At 68.5% G+C, this 18,223-nt stretch carries 12 protein-coding genes; 4 read left to right on the top strand and 8 right to left on the bottom strand.

Annotated features, from left to right (window positions below; all coding sequences use genetic code 11):
* Positions 1-21: 21 nt before the first annotated feature.
* The gene (locus tag ASD77_RS06945) at positions 22-534 is read right to left on the bottom strand and encodes a YetF domain-containing protein (protein WP_055939277.1); all 513 of its coding nucleotides are present in this window, start codon (positions 532-534) and stop codon (positions 22-24) included.
* Positions 535-899: 365 nt separating this feature from the next.
* On the bottom strand, positions 900-3,677 hold the full coding sequence (gene polA, locus ASD77_RS06940) for a DNA polymerase I (RefSeq protein WP_055939274.1): 2,778 nt from the start codon (positions 3,675-3,677) through the stop codon (positions 900-902).
* A gap of 97 nt (positions 3,678-3,774) precedes the next feature.
* On the opposite strand from polA, the gene ASD77_RS06935 reads away from it, so the two are divergent.
* Entirely contained in the window at positions 3,775-4,077 is a 303-nt protein-coding gene (locus ASD77_RS06935; RefSeq protein WP_055939271.1) for a DUF2782 domain-containing protein, read from the top strand.
* A 10-nt stretch (positions 4,078-4,087) separates the two neighbouring features.
* Here the strand turns inward: ASD77_RS06935 and ASD77_RS06930 are convergent, their stop codons facing one another.
* From ASD77_RS06930 to ASD77_RS06915, 4 genes are all read right to left on the bottom strand, one after another.
* Complete coding sequence (locus ASD77_RS06930; protein ID WP_055939269.1) at positions 4,088-4,534, bottom strand: universal stress protein; 447 nt, start codon at positions 4,532-4,534, stop codon at positions 4,088-4,090.
* An 80-nt stretch (positions 4,535-4,614) separates the two neighbouring features.
* The gene (uvrD, locus tag ASD77_RS06925; protein ID WP_055939266.1) at positions 4,615-6,819 is read right to left on the bottom strand and encodes a DNA helicase II; all 2,205 of its coding nucleotides are present in this window, start codon (positions 6,817-6,819) and stop codon (positions 4,615-4,617) included.
* 49 nt (positions 6,820-6,868) lie between these two features.
* Positions 6,869-7,369 carry a GNAT family N-acetyltransferase gene (locus tag ASD77_RS06920; protein WP_235578488.1) on the bottom strand — a complete coding sequence of 167 codons (501 nt, stop codon included), beginning with the start codon at positions 7,367-7,369 and terminating at the stop codon, positions 6,869-6,871.
* A gap of 4 nt (positions 7,370-7,373) precedes the next feature.
* Positions 7,374-8,003 carry a TIGR00645 family protein gene (locus ASD77_RS06915; RefSeq protein ID WP_055939262.1) on the bottom strand — a complete coding sequence of 210 codons (630 nt, stop codon included), beginning with the start codon at positions 8,001-8,003 and terminating at the stop codon, positions 7,374-7,376.
* Positions 8,004-8,113: 110 nt separating this feature from the next.
* Between ASD77_RS06915 and ASD77_RS06910 the strand changes: the two genes are divergently transcribed.
* From ASD77_RS06910 to ASD77_RS06900, 3 genes are all read left to right on the top strand, one after another.
* Positions 8,114-8,815, top strand: coding sequence for a glutathione binding-like protein (locus tag ASD77_RS06910; RefSeq protein ID WP_055939259.1), 702 nt, complete (start codon positions 8,114-8,116; stop codon positions 8,813-8,815).
* A gap of 116 nt (positions 8,816-8,931) precedes the next feature.
* The gene (locus ASD77_RS06905) at positions 8,932-11,157 is read left to right on the top strand and encodes a DPP IV N-terminal domain-containing protein (RefSeq protein WP_055939256.1); all 2,226 of its coding nucleotides are present in this window, start codon (positions 8,932-8,934) and stop codon (positions 11,155-11,157) included.
* Between the two features lie 19 nt (positions 11,158-11,176).
* Positions 11,177-11,614: a cytochrome c oxidase assembly factor Coa1 family protein gene (locus ASD77_RS06900; RefSeq protein WP_055939253.1), complete on the top strand. Its 438-nt coding sequence runs from the start codon at positions 11,177-11,179 to the stop codon at positions 11,612-11,614.
* 55 nt (positions 11,615-11,669) lie between these two features.
* Here ASD77_RS06900 and ASD77_RS06895 read toward each other — a convergent pair whose 3' ends face one another.
* The gene (locus ASD77_RS06895; protein WP_156383507.1) at positions 11,670-17,636 is read right to left on the bottom strand and encodes an alpha-2-macroglobulin family protein; all 5,967 of its coding nucleotides are present in this window, start codon (positions 17,634-17,636) and stop codon (positions 11,670-11,672) included.
* An 88-nt stretch (positions 17,637-17,724) separates the two neighbouring features.
* Positions 17,725-18,195 (bottom strand): hypothetical protein, encoded by a 471-nt coding sequence (locus ASD77_RS06890; RefSeq protein ID WP_055939247.1) that lies wholly within the window; start codon positions 18,193-18,195, stop codon positions 17,725-17,727.
* Positions 18,196-18,223 lie beyond the last annotated feature (28 nt).

Raw genomic sequence — 18,223 nt, 5'->3', positions numbered from 1 at the left:
TGCCTTGATCGCGATCGCGACTTACGTCGCTCCCACACCGGGGATCTCCGGCTTCCGGCCCACCACCGTGATATGGCCGTTGTTCTCCAGCACGGCCAGGCGTATGTCGGCCATGTCCAGGCAGCCCGCCTCGCGCATGGCTTTCTCGAAATCCTCGCGGCTGATCAGCTCGCGGCGCAGCACGTCGCGATAGACCTGCCCGTCGCGCGCCAGCAGGACCGGCGCGCCTTCCACCCAGCGTTCCACCTTCGGCGAGCGTGCCGATACCAGGCCGACGGTCCAGTTCAACGCGATCAGCGTGGCCGCGAGCAGCAGGCCACCGCCCACCGAGGTGTCGGCGCCGAGCAGCGCGTTCTGCACGGCGTTGCCGAGCAGCACCACCAGCAGCATGTCGAAGGGGGTGAACTGCCCCATCGTGCGCTTGCCCGTCATCCGGATCATCGCCAGCAGGATGAAGTACACCGCGCAGGCCCGCAGCACGAAGGCCCACCACGGCATGGCCAGCTGGAACATCTCGGCGAACGTCGCACTCATGGCTCACCCCGGTCAGGACTGCGCGCACGGTAGCGCACACGGGGTATGGCACACGACAGGCAATAAAAAGCCCCGCAGACCAGGGGGAGGTCGGCGGGGCCAGGGGAGCGGGACCTGGGGAGGGGTCGTCGCTCCGGGGGAGATCGCTCCAGGGGATGGGAGAGATCAGTGACAGACGTTGCATCTGTCACGGGCTATATGACCACTCCGCACATGGATAGTTCGTGAAGATTCCGGTTAAAAAACCGTAAGATTCAGGGGCAATTCATTTTATTGAACTCGTCGGTATACAAATATACCTGACAGGATTTTCCCGAACGTTTCGCAAGCGATTGTTCCGGAAGGGAAACCGTTTTCAGCCCCGCTCAGTGGGCCTCTTCCCAGTTGTCCCCGACCCCGCTGTCGACCACCAGCGGAACGCTGAGTTGTGCCGCCGCCGCCATCCGCGCGGTCGCTTCCTCCAGCAGGGTCGGCACGAAGTCGGCCTCGGCCTCGAACACCAGTTCGTCGTGCACCTGCAGGATCATCAGCGCGCGTTCGCGGTGCGCCGACAGCCATGCGTCCACGCCGATCATCGCGCGCTTGATGATGTCCGCCGCCGTGCCCTGCATGGGGGCATTGATCGCCGCGCGTTCGGCGCCCGCGCGCTGGCCCTGCGTACCCTTGTTGATGTACTCCAGGTACAGGCGGCGGCCGAACACGGTCTCGACGTAGCCCAGCTCGCGCGCCTGCTGGCGGGTACGCTCCATGTAGTCGCGCACGCCGGGATAACGGCTGAAGTAGAGCGCGATGTAGTCCTGCGCCTCGCCGCGCGCGATGCCCAGCTGCCGGGCCAGGCCGAATGCGCTCATGCCATACATGAGGCCGAAGTTGATCGCCTTGGCGGCGCGGCGCTCGTTGCCGGTGACGTCTTCCAGCTTGCGGCCGAACACTTCCGCCGCCGTGGCCTTGTGGATGTCGGCGCCGGACTCGAACGCGCGCACCAGCCCGGGATCCTGCGACAGGTGCGCCATGATCCGCAGCTCGATCTGCGAGTAGTCGCAGGCCACCAGCTTGCGGCCCGGCGGCGCGACGAAGGCCTTGCGGATGCGCCGCCCGTCGTCGGTGCGGATCGGGATGTTCTGCAGGTTCGGGTCGGTGGAGGAAAGCCGTCCGGTCGCGGCGCCGGCCTGGTGGTAGCTGGTGTGCACGCGGCCGGTGTCGGGATTGACCATCTCCGGCAGCTTGTCGGTGTAGGTGCTGCGCAGCTTGGCCAGCCCGCGGTACTCCAGGATCACCCGCGGCAGCTCGTGCTGGTCGGCGATGGCTTCCAGCGCTTCTTCGTTGGTGCTGGGCTGGCCGGTGGGCGTCTTCACCAGGGCCGGCAGTTTCAGTTCGTCGAACAGCAGCGCCTGCAGCTGCTTGGGCGAATCGAGATTGAAGGTGCGGCCCGCCAGCTCGGTCGCCTTCTGTTGCGCAGCCAGCATGCGTTTGGACAGGTCGGCGCTCTGCCGGCGCAGTTCGTCGCCGTCGATCATCACGCCGTTGGCCTCGATGCGGGCCAGCACGGGCACCAGCGGCATCTCGATGTCGCGATAGACGCTTTCCAGGCCGGGCTCGGCCGCCAGCTTCGGCGCCAGCGCGTGATGCAGGCGCAGCGTGATGTCGGCGTCTTCGGCGGCGTAGCGGGTGGCATCATCCACGGCGACCTGCGAGAACAGGATCTGCTTGGCACCCTTGCCGGCGACGTCTTCGTACTTGACGGTGTCGTAACCAAGGAATCGCTTCGCCAGACTGTCCATGTCGTGGCGGTTGCTGCCGGCATTCAACACGAAGCTCTCGAGCATCGTGTCGTCGGCATAACCCTGCACGTCCACGCCATGGCGACGCAGGACGTGCAGATCGTATTTGCCATGCTGGCCCAGCTTGCGCCTGCCGGCATCGCCGAGCACCGGCGCCAGCGCGGCAAGGACCATCGCGCGGTCCAGCTGCGGCGGCGCGCCGGGATAGTCGTGCCCCACGGGTACGTAGACCGCCTTGCCGGGTTCCGTGGCGAAGCTCAGGCCCACCAGGTTGGCACGCATGGGATCGAGGCTGTCGGTCTCGGTGTCGAAGGCGAATTCGGCCGCCTGCTGCAACTTCGCAACCAGTGCATCAAGCTGCGCCGGCTCGGTGACGGCGGCGTACTCGCCGGCCACGCCCAACGCCGGATCGACGACAGCGTCGTCCACCGCGGCCGTGGCGACCCGGCCGGTGCCGCGTGCACGGCCGGGCTCCTTCTCGGCGACGGATGAAGCGTCGATCGCACCGCCTTCCAGTTCCTTCAATGCCTGCTTGAAGCCGTAGCGCGCGTAAAGCTCGCGCAGCTGATCGACATGGCGTTCGCGAAGGCGCAGGTCGGAAGGTGCATGGTCGAGCGCCACGTCGGTCTTGATCGTCGTCAGTTCACGGTTCAGCGGCAAACGCGGTAACGCGCCGCGCAGACTTTCGCCGATCTTGCCGCTGATCTTGTCTGCGTTGGCGATGACGCCGTCAAGCGTGTCGAATTCGGTCAGCCACTTGGCTGCCGTCTTGGGTCCGCACTTGGGCACGCCGGGGATGTTGTCCACCGTATCGCCCATCAATGCGAGGTAATCGACGATCTGGTCGGCACGCACGCCGAACTTCTCGATCACCGCCGCATCAGAATCCAGCCTGCTTCCCGTCATGGTGTTGACCAGCGCCACGTGAGGACGAACAAGCTGGGCCATGTCCTTGTCACCGGAGGAGACGGTCACGTCAATGCCCTGCGCTGCAGCCTGCAATGCCAGCGTGCCGATCACGTCGTCGGCCTCGACCCCCGGTACGCGAAGAATCGGAAATCCGAGCGCGGCGACGATTTCCAGCAACGGCTCGATCTGCACCCGCAAGTCGTCCGGCATGGGCGGCCGGTGGGCCTTGTACTCGGGATAGAGGTCGTCCCGAAACGTCTTGCCTGGCGCATCGACCACGAAAGCGACGTACTCCGGCCGTTCCTTGAGGTACGCGCGCAGCATATTCACCACGCCGAACAGCGCGCCGGTAGGAAATCCGTCCGGCGCTGTCAGCTCACGCCCCTGCACCTTGATGGCGTGGTACGCGCGATATAGGTAGTTGTAGCCGTCGATCAGTACGAGTCGTGTCATGCCGGCATTCTACGCCCCGCTCCTGCGCGCGGCGTCACGCGCGCCGCGTCGCATTGGGGGCATAATCGGGCCGTCATTCCCCCGACCGGACGCCACCATGAACCGCATGACGACCCTTGCCCTGCCGTTGTCCTGCCTGTTGGCGATGGCCGGTTGCGCCTCGACTGGCGGCGATCCCGCCGACATGGACCTGGCCAATGCGCAGGTCGCGGTGCGCACGGAGAAGAACGGCGACACCATCGAGGAATACCGCGTGGCCGGCAACCTGCGCATGGTCAAGGTCACGCCCGCGCGCGGTGCGCCGTATTACCTGTACGACTCCGACGGCGACGGCCGCCTGGACAAGAGCAAGGACAACAGCGACGTTTCGCCGGTGTACTGGAAGCTCTACGGCTGGTGAGCCACCGCCTTCAGCGGATCACCAGCACCGGCACGCCGCAGCGCGCCAGCACTTCGCTGGTCTGGCTGCCCAGCAGCAGGCGGCCCAGCGCGCGCCGCCCGTGCGACGCCATCACGATCAGGTCGCAGCCCTCGCGTTCGGCGGTATCGACGATGGCCTCGGCCGCATAGCGGTCGGCCACATGCAGCAGCTGCGGCGTCACGCCGGCCTGCTGCGCCTGCACGGTGACGGCATCGAGCACCTTGCGCGCGGCATCCTCGCGCGCCTTCTGGAAATCGGGCAGCGACGTCGCCACCGCGCTCCAGCCCAGCGCATCGTCGAAGCCCGTGCTGATGGGCTCGCTGACGGTCAGCACCGTCGCCCTGGCCTGCAGGCTGCCGGCCAGGGCCAGGCCGTGCTGCACGCCCTTGCTGGCCCGCTCGGAGCCGTCGGTCGCAATCAGGATATGCCGGTACATGCCGCACCTCATGAGGTTGGGGTGCGGCCATTACATGCCCGGCGGGCTTACGGCGCCGTGATCTGGATCAATCGCGCCGGCTATACCGCCTGCAGGTTCGCATAGGCCATCACCAGCCACTTGCTGCCTTCGCTGTCGAAGTTGACCTGCACGCGCGCGTGCGCGCCGCTGCCCTCGTAATCGGTCACCACGCCGGCACCGAACTTGGCGTGGGTGACGGTCTGGCCCAGCTTGAGGCCCGGCGTTTCCAGGCTGGCATGGCCCGGCGTCACCCGCGTGGCGAAGCCGGAGGCTGGCCGGCTGACCTGCACGCGCGGCCGCACCTCGTTGAGCAGGTTGGCGGGAATCTCGCGCAGGAAGCGGGACGGGATGCCGTACATGTCCTGCCCGTGCAGGCGGCGCGCTTCGGCATAGCTCAACACCAGCTTCTGCCGCGCGCGGGTGATGCCGACGTAGGCGAGCCGCCGCTCTTCCTCCAGCCGCCCGCTCTCGTCCAACGAACGGTTGCTGGGGAACAGTCCCTCCTCCAGCCCGGCCAGGAACACCAGCGGAAATTCCAAGCCCTTGGCCGAGTGCAGCGTCATCAGCTGCACACCGTCCTCGCCGGCCTCGACCTGGCCTTCGCCGGCTTCCAGCGCAGCGTACGACAGGAAGGCGACCAGTTCGCTCATGCCCTCCTGCGCCTCCTCCTCCTCGGCCGCGATGTCCTCGCGGCGCACGAAGCGCGAGGCGACCGACACCAGTTCGTCGAGGTTCTCGGTGCGCGATTCCGAATCCAGCCCGCCGCGACTCTCGCGCGCCCAGTGCTCGCGCAGGCCGGAGCGCGCGAGCACGTGGTCGACGCGTTCGGCCAGCGTCATCTCCGCGGTTTCCTCGGCCAGCTGATCGACCAATGCGGCGAATGCGGCAAGCGCATTGCGTGCGCGCCCGGCCAGCTCCGTGCCTTGTGCGGCCAGCGAGGCGGCGCCCCATAGCGACACGCGGGCGCCACGCGCCAGCCGGCGCACTTCGTCCAGCGTGCGCTCACCGATGCCACGCGTTGGCGTATTGACCACGCGCTCGAACGCGGCGTCGTCGGCGCGGTTGGCCATCAAACGTAGATAAGCGAGCGCGTCCTTGATTTCCGCGCGCTCGAAGAAGCGCATGCCGCCGTACACGCGGTACGGCACCTGCTCGGACAGCAGCGCCTCTTCAAAGGCCCGCGACTGCGCGTTGCTGCGGTAGAGGATGGCGGCATCGCCCAGGCTGCCGCCGTCGCGCACCCACTGGCGGATGCGTTCGACGACGAAGCGCGCTTCGTCCATCTCGTTGTAGGCGGCGTACAGGTCAATCGGCTCGCCGTCGCCGGTGTCGGTCCACAGCTGCTTGCCGATGCGACCCGGATTGTGCGCGATCACGGCGTTGGCGGCGCCCAGGATGTTCGCGCTGGAGCGGTAGTTCTGTTCCAGCCGGATCGTCCGCGCGGACGGGTAGTCGCGCAGGAACTGCTGCATGTTCTCGACCTTCGCCCCACGCCAGCCGTAGATGCTCTGGTCGTCGTCGCCCACCACGAAGACATGCCCGGTGTCGCCGGCCAGCACGCGCACGAAGGCGTACTGGATGGCATTGGTGTCCTGGAACTCGTCCACCAGGATCTGCCGGAAGCGCGTGCGGTAGTGCGCCAGCAGCGCCGGTGTGTCCCGCAGCACTTCGTGCGCGCGCAGCAGCAGTTCGGCGAAGTCGACCAGCCCGGCGCGGTCGCAGCGCTCCTGATAACCGGCGTAGACCTGCCGGCGCACGTCCAGCCAGTCGTCGTTCGGTGCCGGCTGGATGTGCTCGGGCCGGCGCCCTTCGTCCTTCTGCTCGTTGATCCACCAGGTGAGCTGCTTGGGCGGGTACTTGCCCTCGTCCAGCTCCATCGCCTGCACCACGCGCTTGACCAGCCGCTGCTGGTCGTCGCTGTCCAGCACCTGGAAGGTTTCGGGCAGCTTCGCTTCCTGCCAGTGCAGGCGCAGCAGGCGATGGGCCAGGCCATGGAAAGTGCCGATCCACATGCCACGGCTGCCGTTGCGCAGCTGCACGTCGGCGCGCGCCCGCATCTCGCCGGCGGCCTTGTTGGTGAAGGTCACCGCGAGGATGCCGTGCGTAGGCACGCCGTGGACTTCGTTGAGCCAGGCGATGCGGTGGGTCAGCACGCGGGTCTTGCCGGAGCCGGCGCCGGCCAGGACCAGGTAGTGCCCGGGTTCGGCGGAGACGGCGTCGCGCTGGGCGGGATTCAGATCGTCGAGCAGGTGGGAGACATCCATCCGTGCATTTTACGGCCTGCGGCGGCCCACACCCTGAGACGCGGCCTGTTCAGCCCCGTTCGGCGACCTGCATCGAGACCTGCTTGCGGCCGTCGTCCAGCCACTGGCGGCCGGCTTCGACAAAGCCGTGGCGGGCGTGGAACAGCCGCGAGGGCTCGTTCGGCGGCACCACGTTGAACTCGCAGGTGATGCGCGGGATGCCCGCTTCGCTGGCGAATGCGAACAGGTCGCCGTACAGCGCCGAGCCAAGCCGGTGCCCCTGCACCAACGCGTCCACGACGATGCGGTCCACGTACAGGAAGTCAGCGAAGCGCTCGGCGAACCAGGCAAAGTTGTCGTTGCGGTAGTCCGCGCCCGCGCGCATCGCCAGCAGGAAGGCGACGACGCGGCCGTCCAGTTCCGCCACGCGGAGGTAGGCCGACAGGGACGCCAGCTGGCGCGCCCTGTCCGCATCCATCGGGCTGGTGTGACGGACCTCGGACGTGTTCAGCGCGACGATGGCCGCGATGTCGTCATCGTCCGCATCGCGTATCACGGGCCCGGTCGTCACGGGATCAGTGTGCGGCGTGCTTGGGTGTCGCGCTGGCGCTCATCAGCCGGTCGGTGTAGGCAATACCGATCGCCGACAGGATGAAGATGGCGTGGATGATCGTCTGCCACATCACGCCTGTGGGCGTGAAGTCGCTGCAGGTCTTCGCTGCCCATCCCGCCACCTTGGCCGCGTCCGCTGCCGCGAACGCAGCTGACGTACCGCACAGCGGCAGGCCGCCCAGCGCACTGGCGCCGATGAAGGTCTTCAGCAGGTGGATCGACGAGATGCCGATGATCGCCATCGCCAGCTTGACCTTCAGCACCGACGCATTGACGTGGCTGAGCCATTCCGGCTGGTCGGGGTGCTTCTCCAGCCCCATGCGCGACACGAAGGTCTCGTAGCCGCCCACGATGACCATCATCAGCAGGTTGGAGATCATCACCACGTCGATCAGCCCCAGGACGAGCAGCATGATGTCCTGCTCGCTCAGGCTGGTCGCGCCGTGGACCAAGTGCCACAGCTCCTTCAGGAACAGGACGACGTAGACGCCCTGCGCCACGATCAAGCCCAGGTACAGCGGGAGCTGCAGCCAGCGCGAACTGAAGATCAGGGCTGGCAACGGCCCCAGGCGCGTGGATTTCGGGTCGGTCATGTCGGGAACGGTGTTTTCCAAGGATGCGGCAGGGTAGCGGCGGATCTTGACGCTGCCAAGTCCGCCGGCACCGCTAGACTCGGAGGCCTCCCCACGCCGTGGAATTCCCCATGATCGACCTTTATTACTGGCCCACCCCGAACGGCCACAAGATCACGCTGTTGCTGGAAGAACTGGCGGAGGCCGGCGCCAAGCTCGACTACCGCATCGTGCCGGTGAACATCGGCAAGGGCGACCAGTTCAAGCCCGACTACCTGGCGTTCTCGCCCAACAACAAGATGCCCGCGATCATCGACCACGCCCCGGCCGATGGCGGCGCGCCGATCAGCGTGTTCGAATCCGGCGCCATCCTGCTGTACCTGGCCAACAAGACCGGCCGCTTCTTCGGTGCCGACACTCGACAGAAAGTGGCGGTGAACCAGTGGCTGATGTGGCAGATGGCCGGCCTGGGCCCGATGAGCGGGCAGTACGGCCACTTCACCGTGTACGCGCCGGAGAAGATCCCCTACGCCATCGACCGTTACACCCGCGAAGTGCAGCGCCTGCTCGGCGTGCTGGATGCGCAGCTGGCCAAGCACGCCTTTGTTGCGGGCGATGACTACGGTATCGCCGACATGGCGATCCATCCGTGGATCAACGCCTACGACAAGGCACCGCTGGACCTTTCGCCGTACTCCCACCTGCAGCGCTGGCATGCGGACGTGGCCGCGCGCCCGGCCGTGCAACGTGCGTATGCGTTGAAGACGCAGGTCAATCCGGATGCCGGCAAACCGCTGACCGACGAAGAGCGCAAGCACCTGTTCGGTCGGTAGCGTGCGCTCTGCGCACGATGCGCAATGGGGGATGCCGTGGTCGTGCGCATGGCGCACGCTACGGTTCGCGGGTGCAATAATCCGGGCCTGACCGGCCCCGCCGCCCGAGAAATCCGATGCGCCTTGCCCTCTTCGCCCTGATGACCCTCACCGCCGCCCTGCCCGCCCACGCCGAGAAACTCACGCTGGAAGCGATCACCGGCAGCGCACCGCTGTCCGGTCCCACCCTGACCAGGCCGCAGGTGGCGCCGGACGGCTCGCGGGTGACCTTCCTGCGCGGCAAGGACAGCGACCGCAACCGGCTGGACCTGTGGGAGTACGACATCGCCAGCGGGCAGACGCGCCTGCTGGTGGATTCGTCGGTGGTGCTGCCCGGCGAAGAGGTGCTGAGCGACGAGGAGAAGGCGCGTCGCGAGCGCCAGCGCATCGCGGCGCTGTCGGGCATCGTCGACTACCAGTGGTCGCCCGACGGCAAGGCGCTGCTGTTCCCGCTCGGCGGCGAGCTGTATTTCTACGACTTGGCGAAGTCCGGCAAGGACGCGGTGCGCAAGCTGACGAACGGGGGCGGCTTCGCCACCGATCCGAAGATCTCGCCGAAGGGTGGCTTCGTCAGCTTCATCCGCGAGCGCAACCTGTGGGTCATCGATCTGGCCAGCGGGAAGGAAGCGCAGCTCACGCGCGACGGCAGCGCCACCATCGGCAACGGCGTGGCCGAGTTCGTCGCCGACGAGGAGATGGACCGCCACACCGGTTATTGGTGGGCACCGGACGATTCGGCCATCGCCTTCGCCCGGATCGACGAAACACCCGTGCCACTGGTGAAGCGCTACGAGGTGTATCCCGACCGCACCGAGGTGATCGAACAGCGTTATCCGGCGGCCGGCGATGACAACGTGCGGGTGCAGCTGGGCGTGATTGCGCCGAAGGCGGGGGCGACGCCGCGCTGGATCGACCTGGGTACGGAGCAGGACATCTACCTGGCCCGCGTGGACTGGCGCGACCCGCAGCGCCTGACCTTCCAGCGCCAGTCGCGCGACCAGAAGACGCTCGACCTGATCGAAACCACGCTGGCCACCGGCAAGCAGCGCACGCTGGTCACCGAAACCTCGACTACCTGGGTGCCGCTGCACAACGACCTGCGCTTCCTGAAGGATGGCCGCTTCCTGTGGTCGTCGGAGCGCCATGGATTCGAGCACCTCTACCTCGTGTCCGAGGAAGGGGCGTCGCTGTCGCAGCTGACCCATGGCGATTGGGTCGTGGACGGCCTGCTGGCTGTGGACGAAGACAAGGGCCTGGCCTACGTCAGCGGTACGCGCGATGGTGCCACCGAGACACACGCCTATGCCGTTCCGCTGGGCGGCGGCGAACCGCGGCGACTGACCCAGGCGCCCGGCATGCATGCCATCAGCTTCGCCCGCAACGCCAGCGTCTATGTCGACAGCTGGTCCAGCGACACGGTGTTGCCGCAGATCGAACTGTTCAAGGCCGATGGCACGAAGCTCGCGACGCTGCTCGAGAACGACGCTGCAGACGCCGGGCATCCGTATGCCAAGTATCTCGCCGCACATCAGCCGACCACGTTCGGCACGCTGACGGCGGCCGATGGCAAGACGCCGCTGCACTACAGCCTGATCAAGCCGGCCGGCTTCGATCCTAAGAAGACGTATCCGGTGGTGGTCTTCGTCTACGGCGGCCCCGCCGCGCAGACCGTCACCCGCGCGTGGCCGGGGCGCAGCGATGCCTTCTTCAACCAGTACCTGGCGCAACAGGGCTACGTGGTGTTCTCGCTGGACAACCGCGGCACCCCGCGCCGCGGCGCGGCCTTCGGTGGCGCGCTGTACGGCAGGCAGGGCACGGTGGAAGTGGATGACCAGCTGCGCGGCGTGGAATGGCTGAAGACGCAGTCGTTCGTCGATCCGGCGCGCATCGGCGTGCATGGCTGGTCGAACGGCGGCTACATGACGTTGATGCTGCTCGCCAAACACAGCGACGCGTATGCCTGCGGCGTGGCGGGCGCACCGGTCACCGACTGGGCGCTGTATGACACCCATTACACCGAGCGGTACATGGACCTGCCGAAGGCGAACGAGGCCGGCTACCGCGACGCCAGCGTGTTCACCCACCTGGCCGGCCTGCGCTCGAAGCTGCTGCTGATCCACGGCATGGCCGACGACAACGTGCTGTTCACCAATTCCACGCAGCTGATGAGCGACCTGCAGAAGCGCGGCACGCCGTTCGAGCTGATGACCTACCCCGGCGCCAAGCACGGGCTGCGTGGCAGCGACCTGCTGCACCGCTACCGGCTGACCGAGGATTTCTTCGCCCGCTGCCTGAAGCCCTGATCCGATCCGGAGCCCCCTCATGTCGACGCACGTTCCCGCCCGACCCGGCTGGTGGCAACGCAACTGGAAGTGGTGCGTGCCGGTGCTGGGCGCACTGTTGCTGGCGCTGTTCGCCGCCTTCGTCTTCGGCATCGTGGCGCTGATCTTCGGCGCCATCAAATCCTCCGGCCCCTATCAGCATGCGATCACGCGGGCGCAGTCCGATCCTGCCGTCATCGCCGCGCTGGGCGAACCGATCCGCAGCGGCTGGTTCGTGCAGGGCAACATCAGCGTCGACGGCGCGAGTGGCAGCGCGGATCTCGCCGTTCCGCTGGACGGTTCACGCGCCGACGGCACGCTCTATGTCGTCGCGGAGAAGCATGCCGGCGAGTGGCGCTATGAAACCTTGGCGGTGAACGTGGAGGGTGGCGAGCGGATCGTGCTGCTGGACGAAGCGCCACCCGCGCCAGTCGACTGACGCTCCCGCGCGCCCCGCGGCGGCCGGGAGGCCGGAAGGCCGCCGCGGATGCGGCTTACGGCGACGGCGATATCCGGAGGCGGTCCGCTGCCGTCCGCGCATGACTGGCGTTGCCGTACATCAGCTCTGCGGTGGCGGGCGCGGCCAGATAATCGCCCGCGTTCGCCACCCGCGCGAAATAGTGCACGTCATGGCGCCCTGCCGGCAGGTATTCGGCGTAGAACTTCGGCGCGCGCGGGTCCAGCTTGCGGGTACGGAACACGGTACTGCCGGTCGACGACACCTGCTTCAGATCCAGTCCGGCTACGGCGGATAGCGCGAGATCCGTGGGACGCAGGCCGCCGGGGACATCGTCGGTCAGCGCCACGAAATGGTGTGGCGAAGCGGTCTGCACCACCAGCGTCACGCGGATCCAGTCGCCCTCCTGCACGGCTCGCGTACCCGGCGACTGCCAGCGGCCGTCGCGCAGGACTTCGTAGTGCCGTGCGAGCGACAGGCCCACGGCTGAAGGCTGTGCGTGGCGGGCGTCTTCCTGGTAGTCGACCTCGGCCACGTAACCCAGCCAGGCGCGCTGACCAGGGGCCTGCGTCAGGGTCAGCGTATCGCCGTCCGCAGGTGCCTGCGGAACGGACCAGCGGGCGCGCGTTTCACCGACCGGCAACGACAGTGTGGCCTGCAGGCCACCGACGCCGGCCTGCACGCTGAGCTGCTGTGCCGGTTCAGTGGTGGCTGCACCTTGCACCGCCACCAAGCAGTACGCGCCCGTCTGCGTGTCGACGCTGGCGACACCCCCGGCGTACAGGTCCACCAGTCCTTTCAGCAGCGCGTCGCGCACCTGCCGGTCCGCGAGCGCGGGATAGTCGTTGAGGACGCCGGCCAAGGCGCACTGCTCGCGCATGCGCGAGCCCATCCAGCGCGCCCAGCCATCGTCGCGGTCGATATGCCGCGCCAGCCCGCGCGCCGGGAACCGCGCCAGCACCGATGCCAGTGCGTCGGCCGCCGCCGGATGCCGTGCCGCCGCCAGCGCGCGTAGTCCCGCAATACGCGCCGGCAAGGCCAGCCTGCTCCATGCGCGCCACACGCCATCCAGGCTGGCCTGGTCGGTACGGATGGCCGCGAGCGCAAGCACGGCGTCGTCGTCCCCGGACGCAATGCGCTGAACTCGCCAGACGACGGCATCGGCCGTAGCCACATCGGCACCCGCATCGTCCGCAGCAGCGGCATCGGCAGCGGCGGCAGCCGCTTCAGCGGCAGCCATGGCAGCGTCCGCGGCGGCGTAGGCCCGCCGTGTTTCCGCATCCGCTGGCGCTTCGACCTGGCGATGCGGCACCGGTGCTTCCACCGCGGGCAGGCGCTGGCGGGCCAGGAAGGCGCGTGCCTCCTTCTCGACCTGCGCGGGCACGGCATGTCCCCGCTGGCGCAGCCATGCGAACGCCTGCAACGTGTACGCGGTTAGCACGACCTGGCCACGGTCATCGGGCGTGTCGTCCGCCATGCCGGGTTCGTCGGCGAAGTAGCGCATGCCGCCCTCGTCGCCCTGGAAGACCGCCGCGTTGTCCAGCGCCTCCCGCACCGCCGTTGCGGCGTCCGGCCAGGACGCTGTATCGCCGCGCTCGATCGCCAATGCCGCACCGACCGCACGGCTGAGGATCTGCTCCCAGCAGCGGTGCGGGTAGGCGTGCAGGTCGCGCGTCCAGCGTTCGAGCAGACCCGCGCCGCCCCGGCTGACGTCCACCGCCAGATGCGCATCGCTGGCACCGGCAGGTAGCAGCGGCAGCGGCAGCGCCACGCGCGCATCGTCCAGCCAGCCGGCCTGCACGCGGCGCGCAACCACGCGCGGCGACGCGATTTCGATGGGAGTCGCGATGGCATCGCGGCCGGTCGGCGCATCCACCGAGGCCACCACCTGGATCGCGCCCACCGCCGTGGGCTCGACGGTCGATGCGACGCTGGCCTGGCCGCGCGGCGCCAGCGTCAGCGCGCGTTCGCCACCCTCGCGCTGCACGACCCCATCACCGAGGATGGCGATGCGCGCCTGCGCCGCGATCTTGGTCTCGCCCGCCTGCCGCAGATGCGCGGCGAGCCGCGCGCTGTCGCCCGGATAGAGGCGCACCGGCACTTGCAGGCGGGCTTCCACCGGCAGACCGATCTCCAATGCGGTGTCCACCTGCTCGAACCCATCGTCGGCATCGCCACTCCAAGCCACCGCGCGCCAGCGGGTCAGGTTGTCGGGCAGCGCGATGTCGAAGCTGCGCGATTCCCCGGGCGCAAGCACGATGCCCGCCTGCCAGAACGCGGTGTCGGCGAAGCGCGTACGCACGCGTGCCAAGGGCGACTGTGCCGCACCTTGCTCGCGTGGCCGCAGATCCGACGGCGGCCGCTCACCGGCCATGAAGATGTCGGTCAGGTCGATGCGCGAGCCGGTGACCTGGATCTTGTCGAGCGACGCGCCATCGCCACCGCCGATGAGCCCCACACCTCTGTCGTACTCGTATGCCGCTGCCGCGGGCGGTGCCGGAGGCGAGGACGGCACGGCGATGTCGGTTGGCTGCGGCTCCGACACTTCCATCAACGGTGCCTGCGGAGGCGGCGGCAGCGGCGATGTCCGCGGTGGCGAAAAGTGCTCGCCCGGCGTAGCGGCCTTAAGGTCGCCCTTCACGGCGCGCGGCCAAGGCAGGCTCCAGCGCCAGCCGTCGCTGCGCCACTCGTGGAATCCGGTCGACCAAGCGCCGCCGTACTCCGCCTCGCGGCCCAGCCAGTAGCGGCCCAGCGGGTCCGCATAGGCCAGCCATTGCCCTGCCATCGCGCGCAGGGCGTCGTCGGTGACGGCCACGGCCACTTGGCGTGGCCGGTCGCTGGTGTTGGTCAACAGCAGCCGCGCCGGTTGTCCTGGCTGCGCATTGTCCGCGCGCAACGCGACCGTGAGCGCAGGCGCCTGCGCCAGTCGCGGCACCACGATGTCGAGGCCGGCGCTCTGCAACGGCACCGGTGCGCGGTAGCCTGGCGCCACCTCCACGATCGCACCGCGGTCACGGAGAAACACACGCACGTTGAGGGGGCCTTGCGCACCAGCGGGCAGTCGTAGCGCCACCTCCTGCGCGCCGGCGTGCACCTCGGCCACTTGATGCCCGAGCACTTCGTCGTGCTGGCGGAACACGAACAACGCGGTCGCACGGGCCTGGGGCTGGGTCAGCACCACGGTCACCGGTGCACCGGACTGCGGTTCGCCCGCTGCCAACGCCAGGCTGACATCGCGCGAGCCGGTGGAAGTGGTGGCATCGCCGGCCCACACGTACTGCACCAGGGTCGCCGGTGCGGCGTCCCCGCTGCGGGCGACCACCCGATACCGGCCACTGCGCGTGCGTGGAGCGTCGCAGGGGACGGTCTTGCCGGCGACCAGCGTGCAGGTCGTCAGGCGCTGGACGTCGGTTCCGCTGTCTTCGCGCCAGCCCTGCCCCAAGTAATCAACCTGTACCTCGACGGGCGCCCCTGCCATCTCGTTACCTTCCGCATCGATGACGACCGCCTGCAGCTGCAGCGGCGTCTTCGCATCCCACCAGCGCGGCTCGCTGCGCAGGCCGACGTAGCGCGCGTGGCGGGCGTAACGCACCTTGGCGGCATTGCTGACGGTACCTTCGCGTTCGCTGGGTTTCGCCTCCACCACCGCTTGCAGGGTGCCGAACGCCGGCGGCTCGACCGCGGTCGAATCGCCACTCGGGAACGCCACCGGCAGCGCGATCCGCGCCTTGCCGTCGGCATCGGTGCGCACAGGCGTGGTGGAGGGCTTCAACGCGATCCCGCCGCGTCCGCCGGAAGCCCACACGTCGATGAAGGTGTAGTCGGCGTAGCGCGGATACGCGGTCTGCAACGGCAGGCCGGTCAGCATCGTGCTGATCCGCGCGAGCGGCATGTCGGCGGCGGGGCCGCCGGAGTAGTAGCCGGCCTCGATATCGAACACGAAAGTATCGCCCTCGCGCAGCACGCGATCCTGCGCGTCGGCACGCGCCCACAGATCCTGCGCGCGGTAGGTCCCGACGAAGAAGCAGGCGCCGGTCTCCTCGTCGGCATCGGGCGCGCCGATGCAGTATGTGCCGTCGGTCAGGTGCACGGGCAGCGACAGCCCGGCATGGATGACGCCTTGCGCGTCCGGCGCTGCCTGCCATCGCAACACGGTCTTCGCTTCGCCCACCGAAACCAGGCCGAGTTCGACAGGCTCCGGCCGGGCAATGCGCTGCAGGCGACCGGCTACGCGTTCGCGCTGCCACAGCTGGTATTGCACGGTGCTGCCGGCGATGTACATCGGGCGATCGCTGACGCCCCAGAGGTAGCGACGCGCAGCAGCACCCAGCCTCAGGCCATAACGTTGGCTCGCCCCCAGCGGCAGTATCGCGCGCTCGGCGCGAGCACCGGTGCCGTGCGTGCTGCGCAGCCACCAGCGCGGATACTGGCCATCCAGCGCGTCGGGCAGCACATAGCCGTCCGGCAGCGACAGCGCGGCGACTCCGTCGCGGTCGGTGCGCGTTTCGGTGAGTGTCTGCGGGGGAGCGTCGGCCGATGCCTGCAGCAGCAATTCCACGCGGGCCGTCGCGATCGGCTGGTCGTCCGACCAGTCCCGCGCCCACGCGATCACTTCACGCTGGCCGGCCCATGCGGCCAGATCAAAGTCTGGCGCGGCGAACTCCACGTCGCCCGGCGTGCGCATGTAGGTAGCGCGGTCCTCGGCGACCGCCATGACTTCCCACCGGCTCCATCCCCCCTCACGCAGGGCGTGATCGTCGGTCGGCGAGGTCACCGCCGCCATCGTATTGGGCGGCGCGGCCGGTGCGCGCGCCTCGCTCGTCCGCAGGGTCCTGCCCAGCCCGGTGACGCGCAGCGGCGTGCCGCCCGCGTTGATGCCCTGCAGGCGCGCTTGCGGCAAGGCATGGCGGTCGAGCAGGACGCGTTCGCCCGCCGCTTTCAGTCTGGGCTGCGCATCGGTGGTGCGCACGTCCAGCACCAGCGGCGCCAGCGGCGCGCCGGCTTCGTCGGTCATGTCGTCCAGCGCAAGCGTGACCCGTGCATTGGCAGGCGTGACGGTCAGCTGGAGCATGGCGCCCTGGGCCAGCAGGTCCCGTTCACCCCGGCGGCCCTGCCCGTAATAGAAGCTGCCCTCCTGCCAGTCCCCTGCCGCCACGCCCGCCGGCAATCGCGCGGCGAAGCGCGCACGCGATGCGGCATCCGGCATGCGCGACACCACGATCGTGATCGATTCATCCGGCAAGCAGGTCACCGATGCGCGGGGGCCAAGTGCATCGAGGAGTTCGTCATCCCTGCGCTGCCTGCACGATACGCTGCGCACACGGAAGCTCTCGTTCGCGCGTGCGACGAGCAGTGATTCCTGCTGGCGCCCTCGCAGCGCCCCCTCCTCGCTTCGCAGTCCGGGAACGACCTGCAGGCGCACCCGTGCATCCGGTCCCGGATCGCCCGACAGCGTCAGCCGGAAGTTGCGCTCATCGCTGTCGTAAGGGGACGGCGGGAGGCGCTCGAGCGAATAGGACACATCGCGCTCGCCGACGCGGACCTTCAGCACCGCCCGCACGTCGGCCACCGTCATCGCCATGTTGCCCATGACCTTGAAACGCGGCATGCCTTCGTCCCAGTTGTCCACGTGGGCGCGCAGCTGCGGGCGTTCGGTGTCGACGTACAGCACCTGCGCGGGCACCGCCGCGCCCTGCTGCGTCACCAAGCCCGAGGCAAGGTCGACGCGGTAGCGTGTCGCCGCCTGCGGCCTGGCCGGCGCCTCGGTCTCGCACAGCAGCAGGACATCATCGTCCCAGTGGCAGGACAGCGGCAGCGCAGGCGTCGTGCGCACGAGGTCGCGGCGCACCTGGTTGTCCCAGACCCGCATGGGCTCGGCGAATTCCAGCTGCAATTCGTCGTAGGAAAAATCGGCCTCGACCGGCGGTTCCGCCGCCTGCACGGCAAACGGTCCAGCCACCCCTGCCAACAACCACGCCCATGCCACGATGCAGCGGTTCCGCATGCCGTTCCCCATCGGTATCCGTTCCGGATCCGATGCTGCCTGCGATCACACGCGAATGCCACCCGAGCGAGCGCGGGTGGCGGATGGGTCAGGGGTTACTCGAGGCTGGCGCAGGCTCGGGAACTACCAACCCCGGCTCCACCGCCGTGCCGGGCGGCACGTAGATCGCCACGCCGGCCGCCTGCTTCTGCGTGGTAGGGATGCCCATGCTGAGGCCGCCGCCGGAGTGGCGGCCGTAGCTGCCGGCGCCCACCGACATGCCGACCGGGGAGCCGCTGGAGCCGACGCCGATCAGCACCACGCCGTTGGCACCGAGGGCGGCGGCTTCGCGCTTGAGGCGGGCCACGGCGGCATCGGTCTGGCCCTGGGTGCCGAAACCGACCGCGCTCTTCGATTCCAGCTGCGCGATTTCCAGTGATCCCGCCGGTGCGGTGCGGTACACCTGGACCTGCGATGGATCGAGGGCGGGGCGCGCCTGCCCCAGCATGACCTTGGAACTGCTGGCGCACCCGGCGGCCAGCAACATGGCGAACACGACGGGAACGGTGCGGAACGTCATGACGGCTTCTCCCTGGGAATGCTGGCGA

This window comes from Pseudoxanthomonas sp. Root65 (genome assembly GCF_001427635.1).
Lineage (GTDB): Bacteria > Pseudomonadota > Gammaproteobacteria > Xanthomonadales > Xanthomonadaceae > Pseudoxanthomonas_A.
The sequence above is the reverse complement of the archived record's forward strand: the minus strand, read 5'-3'. Positions and strand labels throughout refer to the sequence as shown.

Coding starts and splice junctions, on each gene's coding strand:
- ASD77_RS06945 (WP_055939277.1), bottom strand. CDS start 534: ATGAGTGCGACGTTCGCCGAGATGTTCCAGCTGGCCATGCCGTGGTGG.
- polA (WP_055939274.1), bottom strand. CDS start 3,677: ATGACACGACTCGTACTGATCGACGGCTACAACTACCTATATCGCGCG.
- ASD77_RS06895 (WP_156383507.1), bottom strand. CDS start 17,636: ATGCGGAACCGCTGCATCGTGGCATGGGCGTGGTTGTTGGCAGGGGTG.
- ASD77_RS06935 (WP_055939271.1), top strand. CDS start 3,775: ATGAACCGCATGACGACCCTTGCCCTGCCGTTGTCCTGCCTGTTGGCG.
- ASD77_RS06890 (WP_055939247.1), bottom strand. CDS start 18,195: ATGACGTTCCGCACCGTTCCCGTCGTGTTCGCCATGTTGCTGGCCGCC.
- ASD77_RS06930 (WP_055939269.1), bottom strand. CDS start 4,534: ATGTACCGGCATATCCTGATTGCGACCGACGGCTCCGAGCGGGCCAGC.
- uvrD (WP_055939266.1), bottom strand. CDS start 6,819: ATGGATGTCTCCCACCTGCTCGACGATCTGAATCCCGCCCAGCGCGAC.
- ASD77_RS06910 (WP_055939259.1), top strand. CDS start 8,114: ATGATCGACCTTTATTACTGGCCCACCCCGAACGGCCACAAGATCACG.
- ASD77_RS06915 (WP_055939262.1), bottom strand. CDS start 8,003: ATGACCGACCCGAAATCCACGCGCCTGGGGCCGTTGCCAGCCCTGATC.
- ASD77_RS06900 (WP_055939253.1), top strand. CDS start 11,177: ATGTCGACGCACGTTCCCGCCCGACCCGGCTGGTGGCAACGCAACTGG.
- ASD77_RS06905 (WP_055939256.1), top strand. CDS start 8,932: ATGCGCCTTGCCCTCTTCGCCCTGATGACCCTCACCGCCGCCCTGCCC.